At 41.1% G+C, this 25,778-nt stretch carries 18 protein-coding genes and 1 tRNA gene; 12 read left to right on the top strand and 7 right to left on the bottom strand.

Annotated features, from left to right (window positions below):
• Positions 1–128 precede the first annotated feature (128 nt).
• Positions 129–821, bottom strand: a complete 693-nt coding sequence (locus tag ABQ275_RS15260) for a hypothetical protein (RefSeq protein ID WP_349314008.1) — start codon at positions 819–821, stop codon at positions 129–131.
• A 277-nt stretch (positions 822–1,098) separates the two neighbouring features.
• Here ABQ275_RS15260 and ABQ275_RS15255 point away from each other — a divergent pair, with 277 nt between their 5' ends.
• The 4 genes from ABQ275_RS15255 (at position 1,099) to ABQ275_RS15240 (ending at position 6,069) form a co-directional block, all read left to right on the top strand.
• Complete coding sequence (locus ABQ275_RS15255) at positions 1,099–1,539, top strand: cupin domain-containing protein (RefSeq protein ID WP_349314007.1); 441 nt, start codon at positions 1,099–1,101, stop codon at positions 1,537–1,539.
• A 566-nt stretch (positions 1,540–2,105) separates the two neighbouring features.
• Positions 2,106–3,728 carry an Eco57I restriction-modification methylase domain-containing protein gene (locus ABQ275_RS15250; protein ID WP_349314006.1) on the top strand — a complete coding sequence of 541 codons (1,623 nt, stop codon included), beginning with the start codon at positions 2,106–2,108 and terminating at the stop codon, positions 3,726–3,728.
• A 192-nt stretch (positions 3,729–3,920) separates the two neighbouring features.
• Complete coding sequence (locus ABQ275_RS15245; RefSeq protein WP_349314005.1) at positions 3,921–5,372, top strand: AAA family ATPase; 1,452 nt, start codon at positions 3,921–3,923, stop codon at positions 5,370–5,372.
• Positions 5,373–5,376: 4 nt separating this feature from the next.
• Positions 5,377–6,069, top strand: coding sequence for a hypothetical protein (locus ABQ275_RS15240; RefSeq protein ID WP_349314004.1), 693 nt, complete (start codon positions 5,377–5,379; stop codon positions 6,067–6,069).
• 121 nt (positions 6,070–6,190) lie between these two features.
• Here ABQ275_RS15240 and ABQ275_RS15235 read toward each other — a convergent pair whose 3' ends face one another.
• The 3 genes from ABQ275_RS15235 to ABQ275_RS15225 all read right to left on the bottom strand — a co-directional run bounded on the left by ABQ275_RS15235 (position 6,191) and on the right by ABQ275_RS15225 (position 7,866).
• Positions 6,191–6,931 (bottom strand): hypothetical protein, encoded by a 741-nt coding sequence (locus ABQ275_RS15235; protein ID WP_349314003.1) that lies wholly within the window; start codon positions 6,929–6,931, stop codon positions 6,191–6,193.
• Positions 6,932–7,112: 181 nt separating this feature from the next.
• A complete protein-coding gene (locus tag ABQ275_RS15230) occupies positions 7,113–7,373 on the bottom strand; it encodes a hypothetical protein (protein ID WP_349314002.1) in 261 nt (86 codons plus the stop codon).
• The gene (locus tag ABQ275_RS15225; protein WP_349314001.1) at positions 7,366–7,866 is read right to left on the bottom strand and encodes a hypothetical protein; all 501 of its coding nucleotides are present in this window, start codon (positions 7,864–7,866) and stop codon (positions 7,366–7,368) included. Before ABQ275_RS15225 ends, ABQ275_RS15230 begins: the two co-directional genes overlap by 8 nt.
• A 450-nt stretch (positions 7,867–8,316) precedes the next feature.
• Here ABQ275_RS15225 and ABQ275_RS15220 point away from each other — a divergent pair, with 450 nt between their 5' ends.
• Positions 8,317–8,544 carry a helix-turn-helix transcriptional regulator gene (locus tag ABQ275_RS15220; RefSeq protein WP_349314000.1) on the top strand — a complete coding sequence of 76 codons (228 nt, stop codon included), beginning with the start codon at positions 8,317–8,319 and terminating at the stop codon, positions 8,542–8,544.
• 553 nt (positions 8,545–9,097) lie between these two features.
• The gene (locus tag ABQ275_RS15215) at positions 9,098–9,247 is read left to right on the top strand and encodes a hypothetical protein (RefSeq protein WP_168771487.1); all 150 of its coding nucleotides are present in this window, start codon (positions 9,098–9,100) and stop codon (positions 9,245–9,247) included.
• A 1,496-nt stretch (positions 9,248–10,743) separates the two neighbouring features.
• On the opposite strand, the gene ABQ275_RS15210 is transcribed toward ABQ275_RS15215, so the two are convergent.
• From ABQ275_RS15210 to ABQ275_RS15200, 3 genes are all read right to left on the bottom strand, one after another.
• Positions 10,744–10,819: transfer RNA gene (locus tag ABQ275_RS15210), tRNA-Lys, on the bottom strand.
• A gap of 75 nt (positions 10,820–10,894) precedes the next feature.
• On the bottom strand, positions 10,895–13,321 hold the full coding sequence (locus ABQ275_RS15205) for a penicillin acylase family protein (protein WP_349313999.1): 2,427 nt from the start codon (positions 13,319–13,321) through the stop codon (positions 10,895–10,897).
• Positions 13,322–13,744: 423 nt separating this feature from the next.
• Positions 13,745–14,440, bottom strand: a complete 696-nt coding sequence (locus tag ABQ275_RS15200) for an FCD domain-containing protein (protein WP_349313998.1) — start codon at positions 14,438–14,440, stop codon at positions 13,745–13,747.
• Positions 14,441–14,978: 538 nt separating this feature from the next.
• Here ABQ275_RS15200 and ABQ275_RS15195 point away from each other — a divergent pair.
• The 6 genes from ABQ275_RS15195 (at position 14,979) to ABQ275_RS15170 (ending at position 25,773) form a co-directional block, all read left to right on the top strand.
• On the top strand, positions 14,979–18,191 hold the full coding sequence (locus ABQ275_RS15195) for a TonB-dependent receptor (RefSeq protein ID WP_349313997.1): 3,213 nt from the start codon (positions 14,979–14,981) through the stop codon (positions 18,189–18,191).
• A gap of 24 nt (positions 18,192–18,215) precedes the next feature.
• Positions 18,216–19,709 carry a RagB/SusD family nutrient uptake outer membrane protein gene (locus ABQ275_RS15190; RefSeq protein WP_349313996.1) on the top strand — a complete coding sequence of 498 codons (1,494 nt, stop codon included), beginning with the start codon at positions 18,216–18,218 and terminating at the stop codon, positions 19,707–19,709.
• 65 nt (positions 19,710–19,774) lie between these two features.
• A complete protein-coding gene (locus tag ABQ275_RS15185) occupies positions 19,775–21,403 on the top strand; it encodes a hypothetical protein (protein ID WP_349313995.1) in 1,629 nt (542 codons plus the stop codon).
• A gap of 46 nt (positions 21,404–21,449) precedes the next feature.
• The gene (locus ABQ275_RS15180; RefSeq protein WP_349313994.1) at positions 21,450–23,027 is read left to right on the top strand and encodes a hypothetical protein; all 1,578 of its coding nucleotides are present in this window, start codon (positions 21,450–21,452) and stop codon (positions 23,025–23,027) included.
• An 8-nt stretch (positions 23,028–23,035) separates the two neighbouring features.
• A complete protein-coding gene (locus ABQ275_RS15175; protein WP_349313993.1) occupies positions 23,036–23,830 on the top strand; it encodes an SGNH/GDSL hydrolase family protein in 795 nt (264 codons plus the stop codon).
• A 41-nt stretch (positions 23,831–23,871) separates the two neighbouring features.
• Positions 23,872–25,773, top strand: a complete 1,902-nt coding sequence (locus ABQ275_RS15170; protein ID WP_349313992.1) for a family 20 glycosylhydrolase — start codon at positions 23,872–23,874, stop codon at positions 25,771–25,773.
• Positions 25,774–25,778 lie beyond the last annotated feature (5 nt).

Below are 25,778 nucleotides of genomic sequence, written 5' to 3'. Positions count from 1 at the left end.
ATACCAGCTATGATATCGATAGCGGTATTGATTGGTTTAGAAGCGCGATACAACGATCCTGTTGTTGTGATCCTTATGACGCAAAAATGGGATTAATTTTTGACAGCTTCATTGTCTGGCGTCAGAAATTATAAATGGCTATCCATGAGTTTGAAAAATAAATTCCAGCATATAACTGTCAACACTATTCCGGATATAATCATCCACTTACCCTGATTCCGTGTTTTTAATGAGAATGCATTTATACGGGAACCATCTGGCAGTGTTTTTTTTGTCAGGCGAACAAATGCACCTATAAAGATTCCAATAAAGGAGAAAATAGTAGAAAAGGGAATAGGTAAAAACAACAGAAGGGGAGAAAGATAGCCTATTAACAGCCAGATGGCAGACAGGTCCTGCGGTTGAGAAAGTGTTTCTAACCGGCTGTCCCCGAGAAGCTGTAATTGTTCCGGGGAGTATGAAATACCTTGCTTTTCCAGCAGTTTTAGTGCAAGCGCATAATCAAAGTCGCCCCATTCATCTTTTTTGATAATTACTTCCTTCAGTTCTTCAGTGGAAAAGGACAACAGGTAATAGTCTGGTTCTACATCTTCAAGGGATACGTTGATCCGGCTTTTCAGCAGTGTATCTGCCTGAGAGAAATAACCGGCAGGAATTTTCACCAGGTGTCGCTGATCAAAGTTCTGGCCTACATAGATTTTATCCATGAGCAGGACTTCTTCTTCATATTGCACGGGGATATTATGTTCCTGCAATAGGGAAATAATTTCAGCAGCCTGTTCTGCTGTATGAAATCTTTTAAAGGCAAGTAATTGTTTCATAGGTATTCTATAGGTTATGAAGATACTGTTTCGCAAATATTACCGGTAAAAAATGTTTATCATTCAGCCCAAAATCATTCATCTCTGATGAAATTTCTGTTACATTTGGAGCAAAAGAATAAAAATGAGAAGACTTTTAGCATTCACATACGCAGCAAACTCTATACTTCAGAAGAACAGGACAAAAAAATCGCAACTCAGCTTTTAACAGTAAATTAAATTATCGCTCTATTTTTATAGCTTGGAACACTATTGCAACTTTTTAAAAATATCCCTTATGAAACTAAATATAATTACATTATGCTGCATTGCTTTTTTATTTCTTTTTGCCTGTAAACAAAATAAAGCCGCTAAGATCGAGGCAGTTACCTTAATAGAAACAAACAAAAGTTGGAATGGCAGCGACTTGCCAAAATACCCTGATGGGAAACCTAAAATTACGGTTTTAAAAATAACGATACCACCGCATTCTAAATTGAATATTCATAAACATCTGGTAATTAACGCAGGTGTGTTGACAAAAGGAGAATTAACAGTGGTTGATGAACAACATAATACCTTGAATCTAAAAGCAGGTGATGCTTTAGTTGAACTTGTAAACACTTATCACTATGGTGAGAATAAAGGAAATGTACCTGCTGAAATCATTGTTTTCTATGCAGGTACAGAAAACTTACCAATCACTGTTACTAAAAACAATGAATTAAGAGATCATTAAATCATTCGATTTTAATATGATACGGAAAGTGATTTCTCTAATAACCCTAATTTTTGAGGATAAATTAGCATGAAATGAGAAAACGCAAAAATATTGAATGAAGAGCGATTTATAAAAGGAAAGCCTCAACGTAAGTTGAGGCTTTCAGTGATCCCTGTGGTACAGAAATCGAACCATCTCCTACCCGATTTGATGATGTTACCCACACATAATATGCGCACACGATTAAATATATAAATAATAAATATATTTAATTATTCACCAAGACTTGTTTACACCCTCAGTATCTCAAACATCTCCTTATGGCATCAAAAATACATTTCTATTGTTATTTGTATAACTTTAGCCTTTTATTACTATTAAATTTTAAATATTATTATATTAAATTATTAATCAAGATATTAAATATTAAAATTCAAATATTAAAAGATTCCTTATTATTTATAGCATCTTTGAAATTGCGCTTTCTTTAATATAACAAATTGAAAAAAAATTCATTTTATATTGAGGGCTCTTTAATATGTCCAATTGATAATAAGTAAATTGCACTTCTAAGGGAAAAATAAATGAAACTTGCAAAAAAAACAGAATTATACCCAACACCACATACGGATGAAAGTCCATCAGAATATGCAGACAGATTGGGGGTCATCTATACATCAAAAGTTACATTAGACCATAAAAAAAATTTAGGCCAATATTTCACTCCAGCCAAAGTGGCGAACTTTATGGGAGAATTTGGAGAAATTTTCAAGAGTAGCATTCGCATTTTAGATCCAGGATGCGGAATTGGGATTCTCTCTTGTTCATTAATTGAGAAGCTTGTATCGTCTAACTCAAATATTAAGGAGATCAACCTCGTCGCTTTTGAAAATGACAATGAAATACTCTCGTATACAGATTTATGTTTTAGCTATCTCTTCTTATGGCTAGAAGAAAAGGGAATAATTTTTTCTTATTTCCTCTGTAAAAATGATTTTATTCTACATAATTCTGCCATTTTAAAAAGTGCCGATTCTGAAGACGAAGAAAAATATGATTTAATCATCACTAATCCTCCATATTTTAAACTTAACAAAGATGATGCGAGGGCCGTTGCCGCTAAATCTATAATAAATGGTCAAACTAATATCTATTCTATTTTTTTAATTATTTCTGCAAGACTACTTAGTGAAAATGGGAAGTTGATCTTTATCACTCCTAGAAGCTTTACTTCAGGAAGTTATTTTAAGCTATTCAGAGAAAAATTTCTCTCCATGATGGATCTAACAAAAATTCATCTTTTCATTTCAAGAAAAGATGCTTTTGAAAGAGATAAGGTCTTACAAGAAAACATCATAGTTGTTTCTGAGAAAAAATCGGCACCTATCCCAAATCAATTGGAGATAGATTTTCCGGATCAGTCAGCTTCCACAATTTACATCTCCTATTCTCATGGAATAAATGATTTAGATAGCAGAAACATCAAAGAATACGTAATTACCGAGTTAGTTAACCTTCAAAGTGATCAAAAGATTATCCACATTCCTATTGTCCCTAATGATGAAAAAGCAATTCAAATTTTTAAATTATGGACACACAATCTAGCTAGTTTTGATTTAAAAGTCTCAACAGGACCAGTAGTAGACTTTCGCAGTCTTGATTTTATAAAAGAGAAAGCCTCAAAACATTCAGTACCTTTAATATACCTGCATAACGTTAATAAAATGCAATTCCAGTGGCCCCTCGAAAAAAGAAACAAAGGAAAAATTAAAGGTGAGTACATAATATCTAATGAATTATCTTCATCACGACTAGTAGCAAATAAAGACTATATTCTAATGAGGAGATTTAGCTCAAAGGATGACAATAGCAAATTAATCGCGAGTCCTTATTTTGCTAAATGGCTTTCCGAATATTCCTTAATAGGAATTGAGAATCACTTAAACTATATTTATAGGGAAAATAAGGATTTCAAAGAAGTAGAGATTTTAGGGTTGTCTGGTCTCTTAAATAGTCGATTGTTTGATATCTACTTCAGAACTTTCAATGGGAATATCAATGTCAGTGCAACGGAATTGCGAGATCTACCACTTCCTCCCGCAAGTGATATCATAAAAATTGGAAAAAAAATGATAAAGCTTGTTAGCTACGATCAAGATGCAATTAATAATATTGTAGAAAGCCATTTTAAAATAATTTTTAATTAATGGAACGTACAGAATTAATACAGGAAAAAATATTCCAGGCCTCTGATATTTTAAAGGCATTAGGCCTAGAAATTGGGAAGCAAAATATGGTTGCGCCTCTAACACTTCTAGCTCTATGTAATATAACTCCAGAAGAGAATTGGGAAAATTCCATACGAAGTAGTCTGATCATATCAAAGGATATCATTCCCTTTGCAAATAGGTATTACAATTCCGATTATAAAACAAATACAAGAGAATCTTTTAGAAAACAAGCTGCATGAATTTATAAAGTATAATATAGCTGAATTGAATCCAGATGATCCATCTCTCCCTCCCCAAAGTGGGAAGACCCACTATGCTATTTCAGCTATCTGTCTGAATACAATCCGAAAATATGGTCAATCCGACTGGGAAATTGCAGTAGAAAATTTCAGAAAATTTAATAGCCAGCAAACAGCAGCAAAAGAGGTTGATGCAATTTTAAGAAATTTAGAAATCCAAGGGTTTAAATCAATAGCCAACGACCACATTGAGCTAGGGAGGGTTAATGTCTTCATTGGTGCGAATGGATCAGGAAAGACAAATATACTAGAGGCAATCGCCTTAGCAGGAGCAGCAAGGGCTAATGACTTAAATTATGAGAGTTTCTATTCAAGGGGAGTTCGAGTAGCCAGACCGGACCAAATAATAAGTTCTTTTGTTGATTCTTCACAAGGAAATAGCATTGATCTGAAGTTAAACTTTCTTGAAAAAAATGAAAAATTTATCTATGAATTCACTCTAACTCCTGCGCATATGCAGGATGTATATACACGATGGATTGACCTCTCTGAAGAGGAAATGATGCCAGAAATATTGCTTCAACACTTTAAGGAAATAACTCAAAAGACGCCAAATATTAGCGGCAACGAATTGTTATCTAGAGCAAATGATCTGTTAGCACAAAGAGGACTCAACAAATCAAGGAGATATGATCCTATCTTAACAGAATATGCAATTTTCGACATAAATACTAAATCATTACGAGGAATCGCTCCAAGTGAAAGTAAAAAATCTCCATTAGGGATTAATGGGGAGGGCCTTGATCTATTTATTGCAAGTTTAAATAAGGAGGAGAAAACCATATTAAATAGAAGTAAATTTTTATTTGATTGGCTTGATGATATAATAAGTGATAAAGAAGACAAGTTAAAATTATCAGGGCTTAAGGCAGGTAAAAGTATATCCACTCTATATTTCAGAGACCTATATATGAATTCAAAAAACAACACATTATCTGCCGAGAATTCAAATGAAGGTATTTTGCATATACTCTTTTACATAGCCCTATTCTTGAGTGATAAAACACCCAAATTGTTTGCCATCGACAATATTGAAACAGCGTTAAATCCCTTATTATGTCAAACTTTAATAGAACAAATAGTTAGTTTATCAGAAGATAACGGTAAACAAGTTTTGATTACAACACATAATCCCGCAATACTTGATGGCCTTAATTTATTTGATGACGAACAACGGTTATTCGAAGTATTTCGTGATGATTCTGGACATACTTGTACCAGAAGAATCAAATTTAAATCCGATTTAAGTGATAAGCAAGGCTTGAAATTATCCGATATGTGGATGTCTGGCTTGCTAGGAGCTGTTCCTAAAAATTTTTAATAACATGAGGATTGGTATCATTTCTGAAGGTGGTGCAGACACAGCAGTTATAACAAATATTCTTAAAGGAATTACTGGGTTAGACAGTTCCAACTTTGTTCCGATTCGTCCTAGATTATCTTTTGACAATACAACTTTGCAACATCTAGATCCTGATCAAAAAGGTGGATGGAGTTTAGTTCAATTAGAATGCCAAGAAAAGAAAAAAATCGATGACTTCTTTTCACTGGAAGATGCCACGCATATCATAGTACACATAGATAGCGCAGAGGCCGAACAGTATGGTATAAGGCGATCAGATAAAAGCCATCATGAATATTGCACAGAGCTTAGGACAGAAATCATAAATAAAATTAAAGAATGGTTGAATCATAAATATGAAGAAAAGATATTATATGCAATAGCCATTGAAGAAATAGATGCCTGGGTTTTGGTAATGTATCATGACAAGGCAACATGCCAAATTACAAACCCTAAGGGAAAATTGCAGTACATACTCAATAAAAAGGGGGAGATTTCCACCAGCAATTATAAAAACTACTTCAGATTAACAAAGCCCTTTTCTAAAAAAAATGCCTTAATAAAGGAGGGCTACCTCGATTTAAATTGTAGTCTGAAAATGTTCTATGATGATGCAACAGCTGTATTTATTCCTCCTCAAAAAAATATCATTGAGGATCCCAATATCAACAATTAATGATATCAAGTGTAAAGTGCATAAAAAAGAATTTTTCGACGAACCGTTTTTCTCAGAATCCCATTCATCACATAAGTAAACGAATATGATTTATTCTATATCCTACAAGCACAGGATTTAGTCAGGGCTGAATCTCCGATTTCTCAATATGGCCAGCCGCAACTATTGCGTTATCGAATGTTTCTATCAGCATAGTAATCGTCTCTTTTGCTTGAGTGATCATCTCATAGCCTAAGTTAAGGTCCTTACCATCCCGGGCATGGACCGTGGGATAATTCTTACAAAAATCCTTATCCGCTTTTCCCTCCGAATGAACCAAAAGATGGCGCATTTCCAAATAGGGTAATGCTTTATCGATGACATTTTCGGGAATTTTTAATCCCAATTTTTTACTCATTTTTATAATCAGCGACTTAGTATTCTTCTCGTTTTCCAATTGCCGGAAAATTTGAGATGAAATTCTGTCTACTATTTTAGAAAAATTCCCTAAAGCAATAAGTTCCTTACTGGTAAACGTTATCAAATGTTCTCCAATTAATCTGTCAGTGTCCAGCCCTTTTTTTGTAGCTGCTTTAAGAATATCCTGAAAGTAATTAGTTGTTGCCTCGTACATACTTTTAATAAATGCTTCCCTAATAGTACCGGCTAAATGATTCGCAGCAATATTTCGGCTATGATCAGAATTTCGGCGAGCAGAAAGTTTTTTATGTCTAGTCTTGTCAGCATCATCAAATAAAAGCTTGGTACCAGGGGAATTTAACCTGTTTTTCTTAACCGCGCTCTTAATTACATCAACAAGTTCAAGATCAGCATCCAAATGGGCAGACTTGTTCAAAAACTTTACAAAATATTTTGTTTTCATTTGATAGGGACATTAGGGCATAGAAGTTACAATTTTTTAGGTAAAAAATCTAATTGCAGACAAAGAGTAGGTTACTTTACTATCATTGTTAGGCTCAACAAAAAACAAATAGTTGAATCGAATAAAAAACACAAAAGCCGCTGAGAACAGCGGCTCCCGAATCTCCCTTATCCATAAAATATCATTTTCCCTCCATCAAATCCAATACCGAACTTTCCAACTCCCCTCTAACCTCTTCTGCAATCTCTTGGATCTTACCCTTTTCAGCATTACTAAGTACAGAGATCAACCTACCATTTTCAATTCTATCCCACCTCCTAACCTTCCTATAAAAAGTAGGAACACTATAATTACACTCCTCACAAACACGCTCCCTAAAACGAATAGCACTAGCAGTAAATGCAGTATGAAGTTTATTCAATACATTCATTTCGTTACCCATAAATCAAGGTTTTATTGTTTAAAAATTGAGTTGCCATACAAATACGTGCCTCTATATTGAGATCCTGCACCATCAGGAAAAAAGATTTAAAATAACCTGCCCCAAACTCCACCCTTACTGTATTCAGGAAGCACTCTTGCTGGTCTATAAGTATCTCCACATACTCGTCAATCGTTTCATTCAGTTCATGCTGATCAACAACGGAGGCAAATTCTACCAAATCATCCAGTGCTTCCGCCAGTTGGATACGCAAAACCTCATTCAAGTCCTGAGCCTCAGCCTTAATCAGCGCATCCCGAACTGTGAAAACCGCTCTCGCTGTTGCAATGAAAAAATTGGTAAGTGACATAAAATGATCCCTCTTATCAGATGACCAGGCATCCGCTTCTTTACTGCTTATCACCTTACTCAACTGATACCAGCAAAGCTCAATGAACCCTCTTTCTGAGCCATAAGGGGTAATTTTCTTTAGAACTGCTAATAAACTTTCCATAATAAAATGCTTTTAAAACTTGGTTTGACAATGCATATCTATCCGGTTTAAGCCAAAAAAATCCCCTTTCGGATCAGGTGATCCGACTATCAATTCCTTATGATCTAGCTTGATTTCTCTATTAGTCAAAGGGCGCACGGTGGGGTCAAAACAAAAAGCGCAGGCCCAGCATTACCCGTCTTGGAGGCCCTGAGAAGCCTTAGGGAACGAGTAAGTGGGCCCACGCATAGCATGGGCCATTCACTTATCGTCCTCATTCCCTTTAGAATTTCTCAGGTTCCCAAGATGAGGATTAAGCGAAAGCCTTAATAACATTAAGGTTTCGCGAAAATACTCATTATTAAATGAATACTTTCAATGCAAAGATAAGAATTCCTTTTAACAATTTGTGTTATAAACCAGATTTTTTATAAGATTTTTCGACCACTTTACTCACTCAATTTGATCGAAATGGCTACAGATAGATATTCAGAAGAACTTACTAAACTCGGTGAACATATTCGTAAATTAAGAAAGGAGCGCAAATTAACGCAGCTTGATCTTGAAGTAAGATCGGGAATCGACAATGGTGATATTAGCCGGATTGAGAATGGACAAAAGAACATAGAATTTCATTCCATTGTGAAATTAGCTATTGCACTTGACGTAGAACTACACCAATTTTTCCCGAAAAAATGACCCTATTTACCATCTTTCAAAAAGCGTTTTTGAAAGAAAATCTCTTATTCCCTCTCGCATTTTATCTCTAAATCTGATTTTAACCCCTTTAAAATTTGTTGGGGTTAAAAATATTTCCACTCCCGAACAAGACTTCTTATCAGGTACTTTCATCTGTACTCTAATGCTATTTTCACTTCTTTAATTCTCAACCCATCGACTTTGGAGGAATGGGTAATTTTAGGTTGTGATACAACCTGTAATCTTGCAGATTTTTACGAAGCTGAAAATCTCAAAGAAAGTGGCTGTAATACAATCTGACATTTAATGTATTTCAGGAATTAAAAACCAATAGGACAAAGGCTTTCGCACACCTCACCTATTGTCAATGACAAAAAACTATCAATTTATCACCATTGTTTGAAACCCCTGCCGGGGGGCGCAGGGGGCGCGGCAGCAGCGCCCCCGCACGTAACTATTCTCAGTGATCCAAACAACTATTTCATTTCGTATATTCGTTGTTCATCTCTACGCATAGGAGAGCAAGTGTCGTTGATTTAAAGTGAAATGTGTTATGGAAAAGTTGACCCCCAAAATGGCAGTGGACCTACTGCGTAAAGAAGGCTTAAACGTCACGTTAGAAGAAGCCGAAGAAATTCTGATTGTAATTTATATTCTGGCAGAAATTGCCGTTAACCAAATTTTACGTCATGAGAATTGCTGACTTATACATTCGCGTTAGTACAGATGAACAGGCTTATAAAGGTTATTCTCAACGTAACCAGGAAGAAGTACTACGCAGGTATTGTGACATGAATTACATTCAGGTTCGTAAAGTGGTTTATGAAGATCATTCTGCCAAAACTTTTAATCGTCCTGCATGGTCAAGACTATTAGCAGACCTGCGGAAGAGCAAAGGCAAATCCGATTTGATCATCTTTACAAAATGGGATCGGTTCAGCCGCAACGCGGGAGACGCCTACCAGATGATTAACCAACTAAGGAGTTTAAGTGTAGAACCACAGGCAATAGAGCAACCCCTCGACATGTCCATTCCTGAAAACAAAATTATGCTGGCGGTATATCTGGCGACACCAGAAGTAGAGAACGACCGCAGGGCGCTGAATGTATTCCACGGAATGCGCCGGGCCAGGAAAGAAGGACGATGGATGGGAACGGCTCCGATTGGATATAAAAACAGGACGATGGAAAATGGTGATAAGTACATCGGTCCAAAAGAACCGGAAGCCGGCATTATGAAGTGGGTATTTCAGACGATTGCAGAAGGTATATACAACACTGAGCAGATATGGAAAAGCGCCCGCCGGAAGGGCTTAAAATGCAGCAAGAATAATTTCTGGATGGCCATCCGCAACCCTGCGTATTGTGGCAAAATCCATGTTCCTAAATATAAGGATGAAGAAAGCATGTTCGTGCAGGGTAAACATCTGCCGATTATCTCCGAGGGGCTGTACTACGAAGTTCAGCAAGTACTCGATGGTAGAAGAAAGAAACAACGGACCAAAACCGTGGTTGACGATATGCTACCTTTAAGAGGTTTTCTTGCCTGCCCTAAATGCGGAAAGATGCTCACAGGCAGTGCATCAAAAGGACACACTAAACACTATCATTACTACCACTGCGTTTCTTCCTGCGGAAGCCGTTACAACGCAGACAACGCCAATGAGCTATTTACTACTGAAATAAAAAAGTATGTCCCCCGCCCTGCTTTCCGGGAAATATACAAACAAGCTATTCTCTTCGCCTTCAAATCTCAAACAAAAACCAACTACGACGAGAGGAAACAACTTCTAAACACAATAAACGCCTTATCCTATCAAATCAAGGAGGCCAGAAACCTACTATTCTCAAAAGAAATTGATCCCGCTGATTACAGGGAAAGCAAAGCCGACTATGAAAGACAAATATCAGACCTCGAAGCACGTCTATCCGAAGTACCACAAAACAATCACAACATCGAAGGTATCGTTAGCAAGGCGCTGGAAATCCTTTGCCAGTTGGATATTCTGTATAACAACGGCACCATTGAAGAAAAAAGAAAGATCATTAGTTCAATATTCCCCGAAAAGATAATTTTTGACGGAACACATTATCGAACTACCAGAATAAATGAAGCGGCTAATTTAATATACACGCTGGAGCAGCGTTTGGGCGAAAAAGAAAAAGGGACAAACCTTTCTGAAAAAGATTTGTCCCTTATGGTGATCCCGCTGGGACTCGAACCCAGGACCCATACATTAAAAGTGTATTGCTCTACCAACTGAGCTACAGAATCATTCCCCGTTTTGTAATGGGAGTGCAAAGATAGGAATTATTTATTTTCTACCAAATAATCTTAAAGGAAAATTTATTACTTCCCTGTAAATACCATCTTGTAGCGGATTACAGGGTCATCTTTTTCCTGCAGATCAAAAATATGGAGTAGATAATATTTACCGGAAACCCAATCATTCACCGCATTATCGTAGTACGGACTTCCGGGATTACCGCTTTGTCCGCCGGGATAAATACCATATGCTTCTGTTTTATCACTGAGTTCTACTACCATGCGCCAGGAAGGACCATGCGTTTTCTGCGTGGCATTTACGATGTTCCTGCCACCGCCGGTATGCAGGTTCATGGCACTGAAAGCAGGGAGGGCGCGTGTAAGGTGACGGATATCTGTGCCGCGTGCCTTGCCCAGCTCCAGGTTGCCGGCTTTATTCTGCTCTGCCAGTTCTTTTACGCTGGTAGCAAAAGCGCCCTGTACCAATTGTGACAACGTTTCTTTCTCTGGTGTATGAATGTTATCAATAAAGTGAACAGCTGTATCGCGCAACAGCAGCTGCAGCGTAGTGGTGGATTGCGGATAAGCTAGGATGGTAGTATCCTGCGGCCTTAGCTCATCCTGCCAGATCGTATCTTCTAAGTGTGACCAGAAAGTATTAAAGATATTAGCTGCTTTGCTGTCGGCAGTGGCTATAAAGTCCCAGCTGGAAAGTAGTTCCCAGTAAGGCTTCTGCGCGGGTGTGAGTGCAAGGGTGTCCAGGTGCTTTCTCAGCAGGGGCATGGCGGCGGCGGCAAACAGGTTCTTGTCATCATTCTGCAAAGCCATCATATCCTGCGGTGTAATCTGACTCATCTCCGATAACCTGTTGTTGATGCGCTCTCCCCGGAAAAGATCGAACTGACCATACAGTGGATATGGATAAGTATTGTCTGTAGGCCGTTGATTGGCGGAGCTTACAAAGCCTCGTGCCGGGTTTTTGATATTGGGTAGCTCGCCATGCGGGATGTAGCCCTGCCAGGCGTAGGTGCTATCGCTGCCAGGCATGATCCATTTGCCCTGATCTTTCCATCTTACCGGGAACTGGCCATTATGCCAGATCGCGATATCACCGCTTTTGGCGGCAAAAACAAAGTTCTGGGCAGGACAGGTATAATGTTGCAGGGCATCGAGGTATTCATCGTAGTTACGGGCTTTATTCAGTTTATAAAACGTAAGCAGCTCATTGGAAGGGTCCAATGCTTTCCAGTGCATGGCTAAGAATTGTTGTCCGCTTACCTTTTCGGGGAAAGTATTGTCAAAAACCACCGGGCCCCAAACAGTGTAGGCAACGGTGTCATGAACAGTCGCACCTCCTCTTACTTTAATATCTTCTACCCGCAGGGTGGCCGGGCGATAGCTGCCGTTAAACAGGTATTCCTGCCTGCCGTTGCGGAACTGCATGCGGTAGTAATCTTTTACATCCTCTTCGCCATTGGTAACTCCCCATGCGATATGATCATTGAAGCCGATGATTACGCCGGGTGCACCTGGTAGGGAGGCGCCATACACGTTCATCTCCGGGGTATGAATCTGCACTTCGTACCACAGTGAAGGGAGACTGAGCCCCAGGTGCGGATCGCTGCAGAGAATAGGAGCGCCGGACCTGGTTTTGCTGCCGGCTACAGCCCAGTTGTTACTCCCGTTTTCCGGGTTGGGCTTATCCATTTTGAATTTCATGAACGCTGCATCCACTGCCAGCAGGCTGTCCGGTGGCGCTACTGCTTTTACAGAGGCGACGGCGTAAGGGGTGCCGCGTGGAATGATAGGGTCCAGTGTGTCCTGGAAATCGGGGTACATCAGGTTGAAATCCTGCATGGAAAACAGGCGGCGTGCATTGGTGTATTCGAGGTCATTGCAGAATCCTGCCAGATCGCTGGCCATGTATTTCAACAGCAGCGCGGATTTGATCACATCCCATTTTTCCGGTTTATAATCCAGTATTTTATATTCAACGGGTAAGGTAGCAGGCGTAAGTGTGCTGATGAATGCATTTACACCGGCTGCATAGGCTGTCAGCGCCGTTTTGGTGGCGGGATCGGCTTCCATGGCTTTTACTGTCAGCTCGGCGCCATATACCATGCCTTCTCTTCGTTTGGTACGGTCATACGTCACCATAGTGGGACCGAGGATCTCCGACAAGCGGCCGGCTGCTGCCATCGCTTGTAGCTCCATTTGCCAGAGACGGTCACGCGCGGTAATATAGCCTTGTACATAGTAGGCGTCTGCATCATTATCTGCAAATACATGTGGTACCATCCGGTCATCAAACCATACCTCTGCTTTGCCGGTAAGCCCCGGCAACACCATTTTCTCATGCGGATGCTCTCCGATAGCTTCTGCATTTTGCCAGAAGCCGGTCTGCGGACTTAACAGCTTTCCCAACGGAGGAATCTGTCCTAATTTGGTACTGAACGCGTAGGTGAGCGATAATGTGATAGCAGCGGTGATAACAGCGGGGATGATTCTCATAATGTAGTATCAGATATGATATGTAAAATACGGCAAATTTAAAACAAAACCATAGCCGGGTTTAATGACCTGGGGGCTTAAAAAACAGGAAAGGAACCAGCTGCTGTATTGTTTTAGGATGGGAAGTTTAAAGTAATAAACGACGCGGAAGTATCAGGGTAGGTATACATCTCCCAATATTCGTTTATCCGCTACAGTTATTATATAGAGAGGGGAAAACAATCCTGCAGATGATCATCCATTAACCCCTCTGAACAGGGGAGTAATATATCATTGGCATAAGTACTACATATTGTACCCGCAGGTCGTTTTGATTTGTTATAGCGGTATTGTTGTAGGTTAGCATTAAAAAGAAGTCCATGGGTTATGATAATAAGCTTTAATGATTTTGAGGTATGATCATCCATGAAATAAAAAGCGCGCTTATTTTACTTTTTCAAAATAATTGATCAGGTGTAGTCTCATTTTATTCCTGAATAATTCCGGTGTACCATTCCTTAATGTTTCTAAAAGGGTTTTGTGTGATACGTAGGTAGGGTATTCTACCTTGGGAACATGCAGCCCGTTATCCACGTAATCAAATATGGGTAATAACATTTTCTGGAAACGCTGAATAGTGGTGTTGCCTGATATCTTATATAACATGGAGTGGAACTCAACGTCATATTTCAGGCGTTCAATTTTGTTTTTTGTTTTCTCTTCCTTGTTTACGATCTCCTGCAGCTTTTCCAGGCTCTCATCTGTTTTTCGTAAAAAAAGCAGGTCGCATATACCCATTTCAAGTACAAGTCGCATTTCAAAAATTTCCTGCATGGTATCTCCATCTAACAACTGAGAGTCTAAAACTCTTTGCATATTATTAAATACATCAGGACGGGCTATAATCATACCCCTGTTTTTCCGGGAATCGATAATCCCCAGGGTTTTAAATCTTGAAATGGCTTCTCGGATAGCGGTGCGACTTACACCCATTGCTGCTGCAAGTTCCATTTCCTTGGGAATAGCATCTCCCGGCAGAAAATTTTCTTTCCGGAAGTATTCCTGGAGTGCTTTTTCAATTTTGTCTACCTGGGTCAGTGTGACAATCGGTTGCAGTTTAGATATTGAAGTCTTCGGCATTTAAATTCAATTTTCATGGCAAAGTTATGAAAGGAGAAAGATATTTCCGAGTTTAAAAAAAATATGTAAGACTTTTTTAGAAATAATTTGGACGGGAAAGAAAAAGGATATATTTTTATACATATGTAGTACATATTACTTAATGTGATACGAATATTACACAACCAGAGAACGGGTATATCCGTCTGCAGCGGATGTATGTAGAAAGGAAGAAATAATATAATACTGAAAACAAGCTGACCAGAATCATCATATTAATACAAGAGAGGGAAAGAGAATGCTTATTCCCGGTGCTTTCCAGTACAGGTGGTTGTTAATAAATGACGGGCTATTTCATCCGTGAATGATATTGAATTTTTTATGCAACATGCGTTTGCACCAGGAAATCTTTCCCGGTGCTACAATGCAGCAAATTGTATGTAGTGAAATAATGCCAGCATCTGTGGTATCGAACCAATCATTTATAAAAACGAATACTTGTTTAGAATAGCTGTCTGCGAATCTTTAAATCTAAATTTTATCCTTAACTAGATCGGTTATGAAAATTTTTCTGATAACGCCATCAACTTACAGGTTGATGTGGCTGCGTAAAAAATTTAACGGGAAGTCCTTCCTGGTTTTGCTGGCGCTTCAGCTGTTTTGTTGTGCTGCTTTTGCACAAAGAACTATTTCAGGACTGGTAACTGACCAGGAAGGGAAACCCTTACAGGGCACCTCTGTCAGCCTGAAAGGAACATCAATGGCAACAGCTACCGATGCCAAAGGAAATTATACCATCAGCACACCCGGGGAATCAGGTGTACTCGTTTTTTCTTTTATCGGTTTTCTTAAACAGGAAATAGCTTTTACCCGGAACACGGCTATCAATGTTGAAATGCAAGCCGATCGTACCAGTCTAAGCGGTGTAGTGGTCGTAGGTTATGGAACGCAATCGCGCGATCTGGTGACGACCTCCATTTCCAAGTTAGACTCCAACGTGTTAAAGAACATCCCTTACAGCAACCCTGCTTACGCCTTGCAGGGTACCTTACCAGGTGTGCGCGTTACTTCCAGATCTGGCCAGCCTGGTGCTGCGCCCATGGTGGTGTTACGCGGTGGTACCTCACTGGACCCAAACACCTCGTATCCTTTATATATTATTGATGGGGTGATCTCCCCCGATTTAACTGGTATCAACTCCACAGACATTGAATCCATGCAGGTATTAAAAGATGCGGCGTCCACTGCTATCTACGGTGCCAGGGGTTCAAACGGCGTTATTATTATTACAACAAAGTCGGGGCATAAAGGCAGATCCGTTATTAACTATAACTACAGCTTATCCTTTTCAAAGTATAAATCTGTTATGGAGATGTTGTCTGCCAGAGATTTTATTTACTACAACAGGCTGGGACTTAAAGCCGCCGCAGTCAAAACCCCGGCCTTCGAAGGTATTCTATCCAGTGCTTCCAGCGCAGGAACCGGAAATGACCTCACCAATAATACTTTCTACACTACCCAATACCTTACGCCGGAAAATGAACACAAACTGAATGAAGGTTGGGAAAGTATGCAGGACCCCATTGACCCTACTAAAACCATCATTTTTAAAGGTACGGACTGGCGCGATGTGATGTTCAGAACAGCGGTTTCGCATGACCATAATATTTCTGCTTCCGGTGGTACAGATAAAGCCACCTACAGCCTGTCTCTCGGATACCTGAATAATTCCGGCGTTACTATTCAAACAGGCTACAAACGCTTATCATTGAATACAAAAGGCGATGTCAAAGTGAGAGACAATGTGAAAATTTTCTCCCGCGTAATGTATATTTCTGATGAATCAAAAGGTGTTTCTGATGAGTCCAATATATTTGGCAGGATGATGCAGGTAGCACCTACTGTAAAATTTGCATTTGAAGACGGTACCCTGTCGCAAGGACCAAATGGTAATAAAGGCAACCCGTTATATCGCACAAATATTATCAATAGCAGCGGTACCATGGTTAAATCTACCTTCACCGTTGGCGGTGAGTGGAAGATCCTGCCTAACCTCACTTTTACGCCGCAAGTGTCTCTCCTCACGAGAACAATTGATTCCAGAAGCTTTACAAAATCAAATATGAACGGGCTTAGCCTGGATGAAACCCGCAGCGCATCGGAAGGTGTGAGAGGATACAAACAGCAGGGTGCAGATGCGGTATTTGCTTATAATAAATCCTTTAAAAATGTGCACAACCTGGATGTAACCGCTGGTTATTCTTACCTGAAAACGGAAGAATCAAGGTTAAGTGCAGCAGGTAGAGGTGCCGCTACAGATCTGATTCCTACATTGAATGCTTCTGCTATTCCGGTAGGTGTAAGCAGTTCCAGGGACTATTTTACTTACATGGGCTTTTTCAGCAGGGTGAACTATAACTACAAACAGAAATACCTGTTCTCCCTGAATTCACGCTACGATGCTTCTTCCAATCTGGGTAATGATTATAAATGGGGTTTCTTCCCGGGGATATCTGCCGGCTGGAACCTGCACCACGAAGATTTCTGGCAATCCATCGCGCCAACTATTTCTCAACTGAAATTAAGAGGTAGCTATGGGGTGAATGGTAATGTGAACGGCATTGGTGCTTATCAGGCCCAGGGCTCTTATAGTGGTGGCGCTCTCTATGGTGGGCGAGGTGGTATCGTTAATACAGGACTAGCCAATGCACAGCTGAAATGGGAACAAACCAAAACATTGGATCTGGGTCTTGACCTGGGCCTGATCGATAACAGGATTGGTTTTACTTTCGACATCTTCAGAAAGATAACAGATAACCTGCTGTCTACCCGCACATTGCCGCAATCAACCGGCTTTGGCGGTGTACTGACTAATTTAGGCTCCGTACAAAACAAAGGAATGGAATTGTCTTTAAATCTCCAGGTTTTCCCTTCTTCCAGTGCTTTCCAGTGGAACGCCGCAATAAATGGCGCTATTGTTAAAAATAAAATCCTGAAACTGCCTGATAACGGCGCCCTGTATAACAGGATCGGCGGAGAATATGTATGGGACCCTAAAACCAATGATTATGCCTGGTTAGGTGGTTTACAGGAAGGTCAGACTATGGGCGATGTATACGGCTACAAACAGATCGGTCTCTATCAAACGGATGCAGAAGCAGCAGCCGGTCCTTATGATGTACTACAGGAAACCGTTGATAAAACAAAATTTGGTGGTGATGTGAAATGGTTCGATGCAGACAAAAATGATACCATCGATACAAGAGATCGCGTGTACATGGGGAATTATTATCCTACATGGACAGGTGGTCTTGTCAATTCATTTTCTTACAAAGGATTTTCACTGACCATACGTTTTGATTTTGCTATTGGTCAAACGATCTACAATTACATGAGAGCTACTACAACAGGTCAGTTCGCCGGTGATCTGGGCTTGTCTTCCTATGCAGGTCAGTCCTGGTTGAAAGAAGGCGACCAGACAAATATTCCAAGACTGTACTATGGCGATTATCAGGCGAATCTGAGCAGGGGAAGTTCACTCATGTATGAAAAGGGTGATTACCTGGCACTGAGAGAATTGTCGCTCTCTTATGAACTCCCAGCCAGGTTATTGCAACAAATAAAAATTAGTAATCTGAGATTTAATCTCTCTGGTCATAATCTTCATTATTTCACTAATTATAAAGGAATAAATCCTGAAAATGGAGGTACAGATAATGGCTCCTATCCAATTTCCGCAGATATCATATTCGGAGCCTCGGTTTCTTTTTAACTAATAATGAAAATGATTATCACGATGAAAAAGATATTTATAATATTCGTTTGCATTACCGGTATTTCAAGTGTCTCCTGTAAAAATGAGCTGAACCTGGCACCGGTGAGTGAAATATCCAATACTTCCTTCTGGAAAACAGAGTCCGATGCAGAGGGCGCCAACGTGGGGATGTATACTGCATTAAGAGGGGAGTCTTCCAGTAATTTATTTATGTGGGGAGAGTCGAGAAGTGATGCCATGGGGCCGAATGTTGGTTCGCCTGTATTCCAGAACTGGGACCAGAACTCGCTGACACCTACCAATTCCGCAGCTATTTTCACAGGTGCGCCCACCAGTTGGGGAGGCATGTATAGCCTCGTACATACCTGTAACCTGATCCTGCATTATGTGCCGGGTATCTCTTTTACGAATGAGACCAAGAAGAATAACATCCTGGCACAGGCGCATGCCATGCGCGCTTTCGCTTACTTTGTGATGGCAAAAACATGGGGCGATCTTCCGCTTATTACGGAACCTACTATTGACCTGGGCAATGTGCAGCGGGAAAGGTCTCCGGTAGCAGATATCTTCAAACTGATCAAAGAAGATATTGATGCAGCGGTTAATCTTTTCCCGGACAATACTTTCCGCAATGGAAGGGATATGTGGTCATTACCTTCCACCAATGCATTGAAAGCGGATGTTTATTTGTGGACAGGCAAAAGAATGAATGGAGGCGATGCCGATTTCACCACTGCACTAAATGCCCTGAATGCCATTGATGGGGTAGATGTAAGCCTCCTGCCCAATTTTGGCGATGTGTTTAATTATGATAACAAAGCCAACAAAGAAATCCTTTTTGCCATCAGGTGGTCTTACGAAGAATCTCCCGGAGGTACTATGTATGCGTATATGTACATGCTTTCCAATTTTATTCCGCCTTCTGTAGACGCTGAAACCGTGGCTGCAATAGAACCTACTGCCGGCGCACCTTTCTGGTCACCTTCTGCTATTGCGCGTAATAAGTTTACCGCAGATGATACACGTAAAAAAGCTTCCATGATCGAACTCTATGAACAGGGGCCGGGAGGAACAAAAACTTTTTATGCGGCTGTTGTATCCAAGTATAATGGTGCTGTTATCGCCGGACAACGCTACTTCATTGATGATTATATCATCTACAGATATGCAGATGTTTTATTGATGAAAGCAGAAGCAAAAAATGCACTGAGCCAGGATCCTTCTTTCGAAATCAACGAGGTGAGAAAAAGGGCTTATGGCGCTAACTATGCAAGCCATGTTTATGCGAACGCCGGAAAAGTACAAAATGATGTAGCTATCCTGGATGAAAGGTTCCGTGAGCTGATGTTTGAAGGCAAACGCTGGTGGGATCTGGTACGGTTCGGTAAAGCTTTTGAACTGGTACCATCTTTACAAACGCAGGCAGGAAAAGATTACCTGTTGCTATTCCCGATTGCACCAAGTACATTAAGCCTGGAAACAAAAGTCAAACAGAATCCTGGTTACGGTAATTAATCATTCATCATAACATTATATTATTTCCATGCTGAGGCAGGATCGTTAAAACCTAAATTACAGACATGCTTAGACGATTTATAGAAAGTAGAAAACGGGAATTTATTACATACACTGTAACTGCAGGACTTTGTGTTACCGCAATGGGGATGAATAACCCCAATACAACGAGTGCTGATTCAGCGCATATATACAGCTATAAAGAGAAGGCTGATTCTGCATCACCACGGCTACCCAAAGGGCCCGTGGTGATAGGATCAGATCTTCAGTTATTTGTAGATGATTATATCACGGAACGTTTAGGCGGAAAAGCGCAATTACAATTACATCACCCGGTGATGAAAGAAATTGTAATTAAACATGATGCCCCCTGGGAAGGTAGCGGCTCCAATTTTCATAGTATTTTTAAAGACGGAGATATCTATCGCATGTATTACAGTGCATGGAACCTCAGTTTTAAAGAAGATGGCAAGATCACAGATGGTACCCATCCCTTTTTTCTGTGTTATGCAGAAAGTAAAGATGGTATACATTGGGTGAAGCCGAACCTGGGCCTTCATGAATACCAGGGTTCCAAAGACAATAATATTGTAATGGTCAGCGGCAAGCTGGGCCCGGTGTATCCTGATTTAGGCCATCCGGCAGTATTCCTGGACAAAAATCCGGATGTTACACCTGATGCCAAATACAAAGCCATTATCCGTGATTACTCTGCGGAAAGTGGATTAAAAGGATTACTGGCATTTAAATCTCCTGATGGCATTCATTGGACGTTGATGGCTGATCATGCCGTGATTACGGATGGCGCCTTTGATTCACAGAACCTTGCTTTCTGGGATGAAAGCAGGAAAGAATACAGGGCTTACTGGAGATGGATGTCGCCACTTCGTGCTATCCGGACAGCCAGTTCAAAGGATTTTATTCATTGGACCAATCAGGCGGATCTTACCTATGTTAATTCTCCGGTAGAACAGTTATATATCAACGTTATTAAAACCTATGAACGCGCACCGCAGCTCCTCATGGGATTCCCGGTGCGTTATACGGAACATCCCTGGTCTCCATCCATGGAGGCACTGCCCGAACTGGAACATCGTAAAAAACGCTCCCAAACAGAAACACGTTTCGGAACAGCGATCAGTGAAGCCCTGTTTATGGTAAGCCGCGATGGGGTAAAATTCAAACGCTGGAATGAAGCATTTTTAAGACCAGGCATTGAAAGGAAAGGTACCTGGAATTATGGGCATCAATATATGGGCTGGCATGTTGTTCAAACAAAATCAGACCTCGAAGGTGCGCCGGATGAATTGTCTCTTTACACGGTAGAAAGTTACTGGACAGATAACAGTAGTGAATTGCGTCGTTATACTTTGCGGCTCGACGGGTTTGTATCTGTGAATGCGCCTATGTCTGGCGGGGAAGTGGTAACAAGGCCCGTTACGTTCACCGGTAAAAATCTCCTGCTGAATTTTTCTACCTCCGCTGCCGGAGAAATCAAAGTGGAGTTGCAGGATAAGCATGGTAAACCCATTCCAGGGTTTACGCTCAACGACTGCGAACCTGTTTTTGGTGATACTATTGAGCGCCCGGTATATTGGAAAAAAGGTGCTGATGTTTCGAAGTTAAAAGGTAAAACCATCCGTGTGCGGTTTGTGATGAAAGACGCGGATCTATATGCTTTCAGATTTAAATAAATAATCCGGAAACCCTTTAGTTATTATTATCTACCAGTTTTTAAACATGAAAAATTTTAGTTTATATAGGCCTTTACTAGCCTGTTCCATCAGTTTTGTGATGATGGGTATGGCCAGGCAAGAGGCCGCCGCAGTAATGCCTGTAAAGGATACTGTGGTGAAAGTAATAGATATCAGTACGCGCAGGCAATTGTTTGTTGATAATTACCTGATAGATCATTTGGGTGGTGGTGCACAAATGCAAATGAACCACCCTGAGGCTAAAGAAGTGGTGATTGAACATGGTGAACCCTGGGAAGGAAGCTATTGTAATAACCACAGCATTTTTAAGGACGGGGATATTTACCGCATGTACTATGCAGCAGTGCATTACAATGTACAGCAGGGAAAGGTGATAGACAACGAACATCCTTTTTATCTTTGTTATGCAGAAAGTAATGATGGTATTCACTGGCGCAAACCCAATCTGGGATTGTATGAGTTCCGCGGATCAAAGCAGAACAATATCATCATGACAGAGGATAAAATGGGGGATGTGCGTCCCGGTGCCAGTTCGGCCGCTATGTTTATTGATGATAACCCCGATGCTGCGCCGGATGCCAAATACAAAGCTATTATCGGCGACTACACTGAAATAGGGGGTAGTCCGCAGGGTGCCCTCGCCTTCAAATCCAGGGACGCTATTCATTGGGTGCCTATGCACAATAAACCGGTCATAAGCGGCGGCTCCTTTGATTCGCAGAACCTTGGTTTCTGGGATGCTGCACACAAGGAATACCGTGCCTACTGGCGATATATGGCCGGGGAAGAAAAGGTGCGTTCTATCCGGACCGCTTCTTCCAAAGATTTTATAAACTGGAGTAATTATGCGGATCTTAAATACGTTAATTCTCCGGAAGAACACCTGTATAATAATGTCATCAAATCATATCCCCGCTCTCCGGATATCATTATGGGTTTTCCGATACGTTATATAGAGCGGCCATGGTCGGCATCCATGCGTGCCTTACCGGAACCGGAACATCGTAAAATGCGTTCTTCTTCCGTAGACAGATTTGGTACTGCATTAACAGAAGGCTTGTTTATGACCAGCAGGGATGGCGTAACTTTCAACCGTTGGAATGAGGCCTTTCTCCGTCCTGGCATTGAACGTCCCGGTACCTGGAATTACGGACAGCAGTTTATCGGCTGGACCATGGTAGAAACAAAATCAGCATTGGAGGGCGCGCCGGATGAATTGTCTTTTTACGCTACAGAAAGCTGTTGGACCGGTAACAGCACGCTCCTGCGCAGGTTTACGATGCGCATGGACGGATTTGTATCCATAACAGCTCCTTTGAGCGGTGGAGAATTAGTGACCAAACCCGTTACCTTTAAAGGAACACATTTATCCTTGAATGTTTCCACCTCTGCTGCGGGCAGCGTTAGAATAGAATTGCAGGATGAGCAGGGAAAACCGATTCCGGGATTTACACTGGAAGATAGCCAGGAATTGTATGGCGATAACCTGGATAAAAAAGTATACTGGAAAAACGGATCGGATATTTCTTCTTTGCAGGGCTTACCGGTTCGCATCAGATTTATATTGAAAGATGCTGCACTTTTTTCATTCAGGTGTCAGTAAATAATAGCATGAATCAGCACCGCGTGTGGCGGCAAACGAATTATCAGAACATGAGTAATCAATATTCAAGAAGAACGTTTCTGCAAATGTCTTCGTTTGCTGCTATACTTCCGGGGATGCTTTCCTCTGTAGCACCCGGACCGGAGCTGGAAATACTCAAAGCGTTATTCAAAAAGGAGGACCCGGTATTGTGGCTTTTCGCCGGTGATAGCGTTACACAGGGTGCCCATCATACGTATGGTCATCGCTGTTATCCTGAAATATTTGCGGAAAGGGTAAGATGGGAGATGAGACGTATTACGGATATTGTTGTTAACAGTGGCGTTAATGGCACCAATACATCTTACTTGTCAGGTGCCTTCGATTGGTTGGTTGGCAAGTTTAAACCTTCCGTTGTATCTGTTATGTTTGGCATAAATGATTGCCAGGTGAAGGAAATTACGCCCGCTGTTTTTGAACAAAACCTGGAACAGATCATAGAAAAGATCAGGGCATTAAAGGCCATCCCGCTACTACAAACACCGAATGGCATTGACCAGAATGGCGTAGCACACATGAAAACCGCTTCCAGGGCCAGGTTACCGGAATATGTGGAAATAATCAGAAAGGTGGCTGCAAATAAAAGTGTTATTTTAATAGATAACTGGCAATATTGGAACAACGGAGGATTGGATCATTTCAAAAACTGGCTCGATGATCCCATGCATCCTAACGCAGAAGGGCACACGCAGATCGCACGTTTGATTTTCAGGGAGCTTTCCATATTTGATATGGAAGCTTTTACCTGTTCCGGCAAAAAGTAACCTGTTTTAACTAATAGAAACATCACTGAATATAGACTGGCATGAAAAAACTTACTTTATTATTTACATCCTGGCTAATAGCCGGCGTCTGTATGGCACAAACGGCCGGTCAACAGCCGGTGTTGCACATTGTACCCGAACCTGTATCCGCATCCGTGAAGGATGGCTATTTTTCTGTAAACGCAGGCACGCGCATTACGGCCGGCGCAAAGGAAGCTATGGATATAGCCGGTATGCTGGCTGATATGCTGAATACACCTACTGGTTTTAAGCTGTCTGCTACGCAAGGCAATGTGGGTAAATCTGCAAACGCTATCGTATTTACTATTAATAGCGCGAAAGATAAAACTTTGGGAGATGAAGGCTATACCCTGAAAGTTTCACAAAACCAGGTAGTGATTGCAGCCAACAAACCGCAAGGATTATTTTACGGAATGCAATCATTGCTGCAAATGCTGCCACCAGCTATTGCCAGTGATCAGGTAAGCAAAAATATGACATGGCGTATTCCCTGCGCAGAGATTACAGACTATCCGCGGTTCGGCTGGCGTGGCCTGATGCTGGACGTAAGCCGTCATTTCTTTTCAAAAGACTTCCTGAAGAAATACATTGATGAAATGGTGAAGTATAAGTTCAATGTATTTCATATTCACCTGACGGATGATCAGGGTTGGAGAATTGAAATAAAAGGCATGCCTAAGTTAACAGAACTAGGCGCCTGGAGAGTACCGCGCCAGGGAAGCTGGTGGTCATTCCTACCTCCGCAGCCGGGAGAACCGGCCACATATGGCGGATTTTATACCCAGGAGGATATGAAGGAAATCATCCGGTATGCGCAGGATCGAAATGTTACCATATTGCCGGAAATAGATATTCCCGGTCATAGCCTGGCAGCCTTGACGGCTTACCCAGAACTTGCCTGCGTAGCAGATGATTATCATGTAAATCCAGGCAGCAGGTTCTATGGACAAATCTGCAATGCGCTTTGCGCGGGAAATGAGAAAACTTTTGAATTCTTAGATGTGGTGTACACCGAAATGGCAGCACTATTTCCAGGAGAATACATCCACGTTGGCGGAGATGAAGCCTTTAAGGGATTTTGGGAGAAATGTCCGAAATGTCAAAAGCGGATGAAAGAGGAAGGATTAAAGAATACGGAGGAACTACAAAGTTACTTCATCAAACGCGTCGAGAAAATATTACATGCAAAAGGGAAAAAGCTGATTGGCTGGGATGAAATCCTGGAAGGCGGACTGGCGCCGGATGCTACAGTAATGAGCTGGCGCGGTATGCAGGGTGGTATCAATGCGGCGAAGATGGGACACAAGGTAATCATGACCCCCAGTAAAAATACATATCTCGATCTTTACCAGGGAGATCCTACAGTAGAGCCGGAAACCTATAGCATGCTGCGCTTAACGAACTGTTACAATTTTGATCCCGTTCCCAATGGTATAGATCCCAAACTCATTCTGGGCGGACAAGGTAATTTATGGACAGAATCTGTACCTACAGAACGGCACGCGGAATACATGACCTGGCCCCGGGCCCTTGCACTGTCTGAAGTGTTCTGGTCACCAAAAGTAAAACGAAACTGGCTGAGCTTTACCAACAGGATGGAATGGCAGTTTAAATATATGGATCAAAGCAAAGTAAACTATGCCCGCAGTGTATATGATGTAGTAATCACCGGTGTTAAAGGCGCAGATGATTCCCTGAAAATAAAACTCGCAACAGAAATACCGGGATATGACATCTATTACACTTTTGATGGTACCAATCCGGATATCTATCAGAAAAAATACCAGGGCAAACCCCTGGATATACCAAAGGGTGCTTCACAGATCCGCACCAATACCTTCCGTAATGGATGGCCGGTAGGAAAACAGGTAAACTCACCCGTATCGTTCAAACTTTTTGAAGATAGAATGGAACCCAGATAAAATTG

This window comes from Chitinophaga sp. MM2321, assembly GCF_964033635.1.
Classification (GTDB): Bacteria; Bacteroidota; Bacteroidia; order Chitinophagales; family Chitinophagaceae; genus Chitinophaga.
The sequence above is the reverse complement of the archived record's forward strand: the minus strand, read 5'-3'. Positions and strand labels throughout refer to the sequence as shown.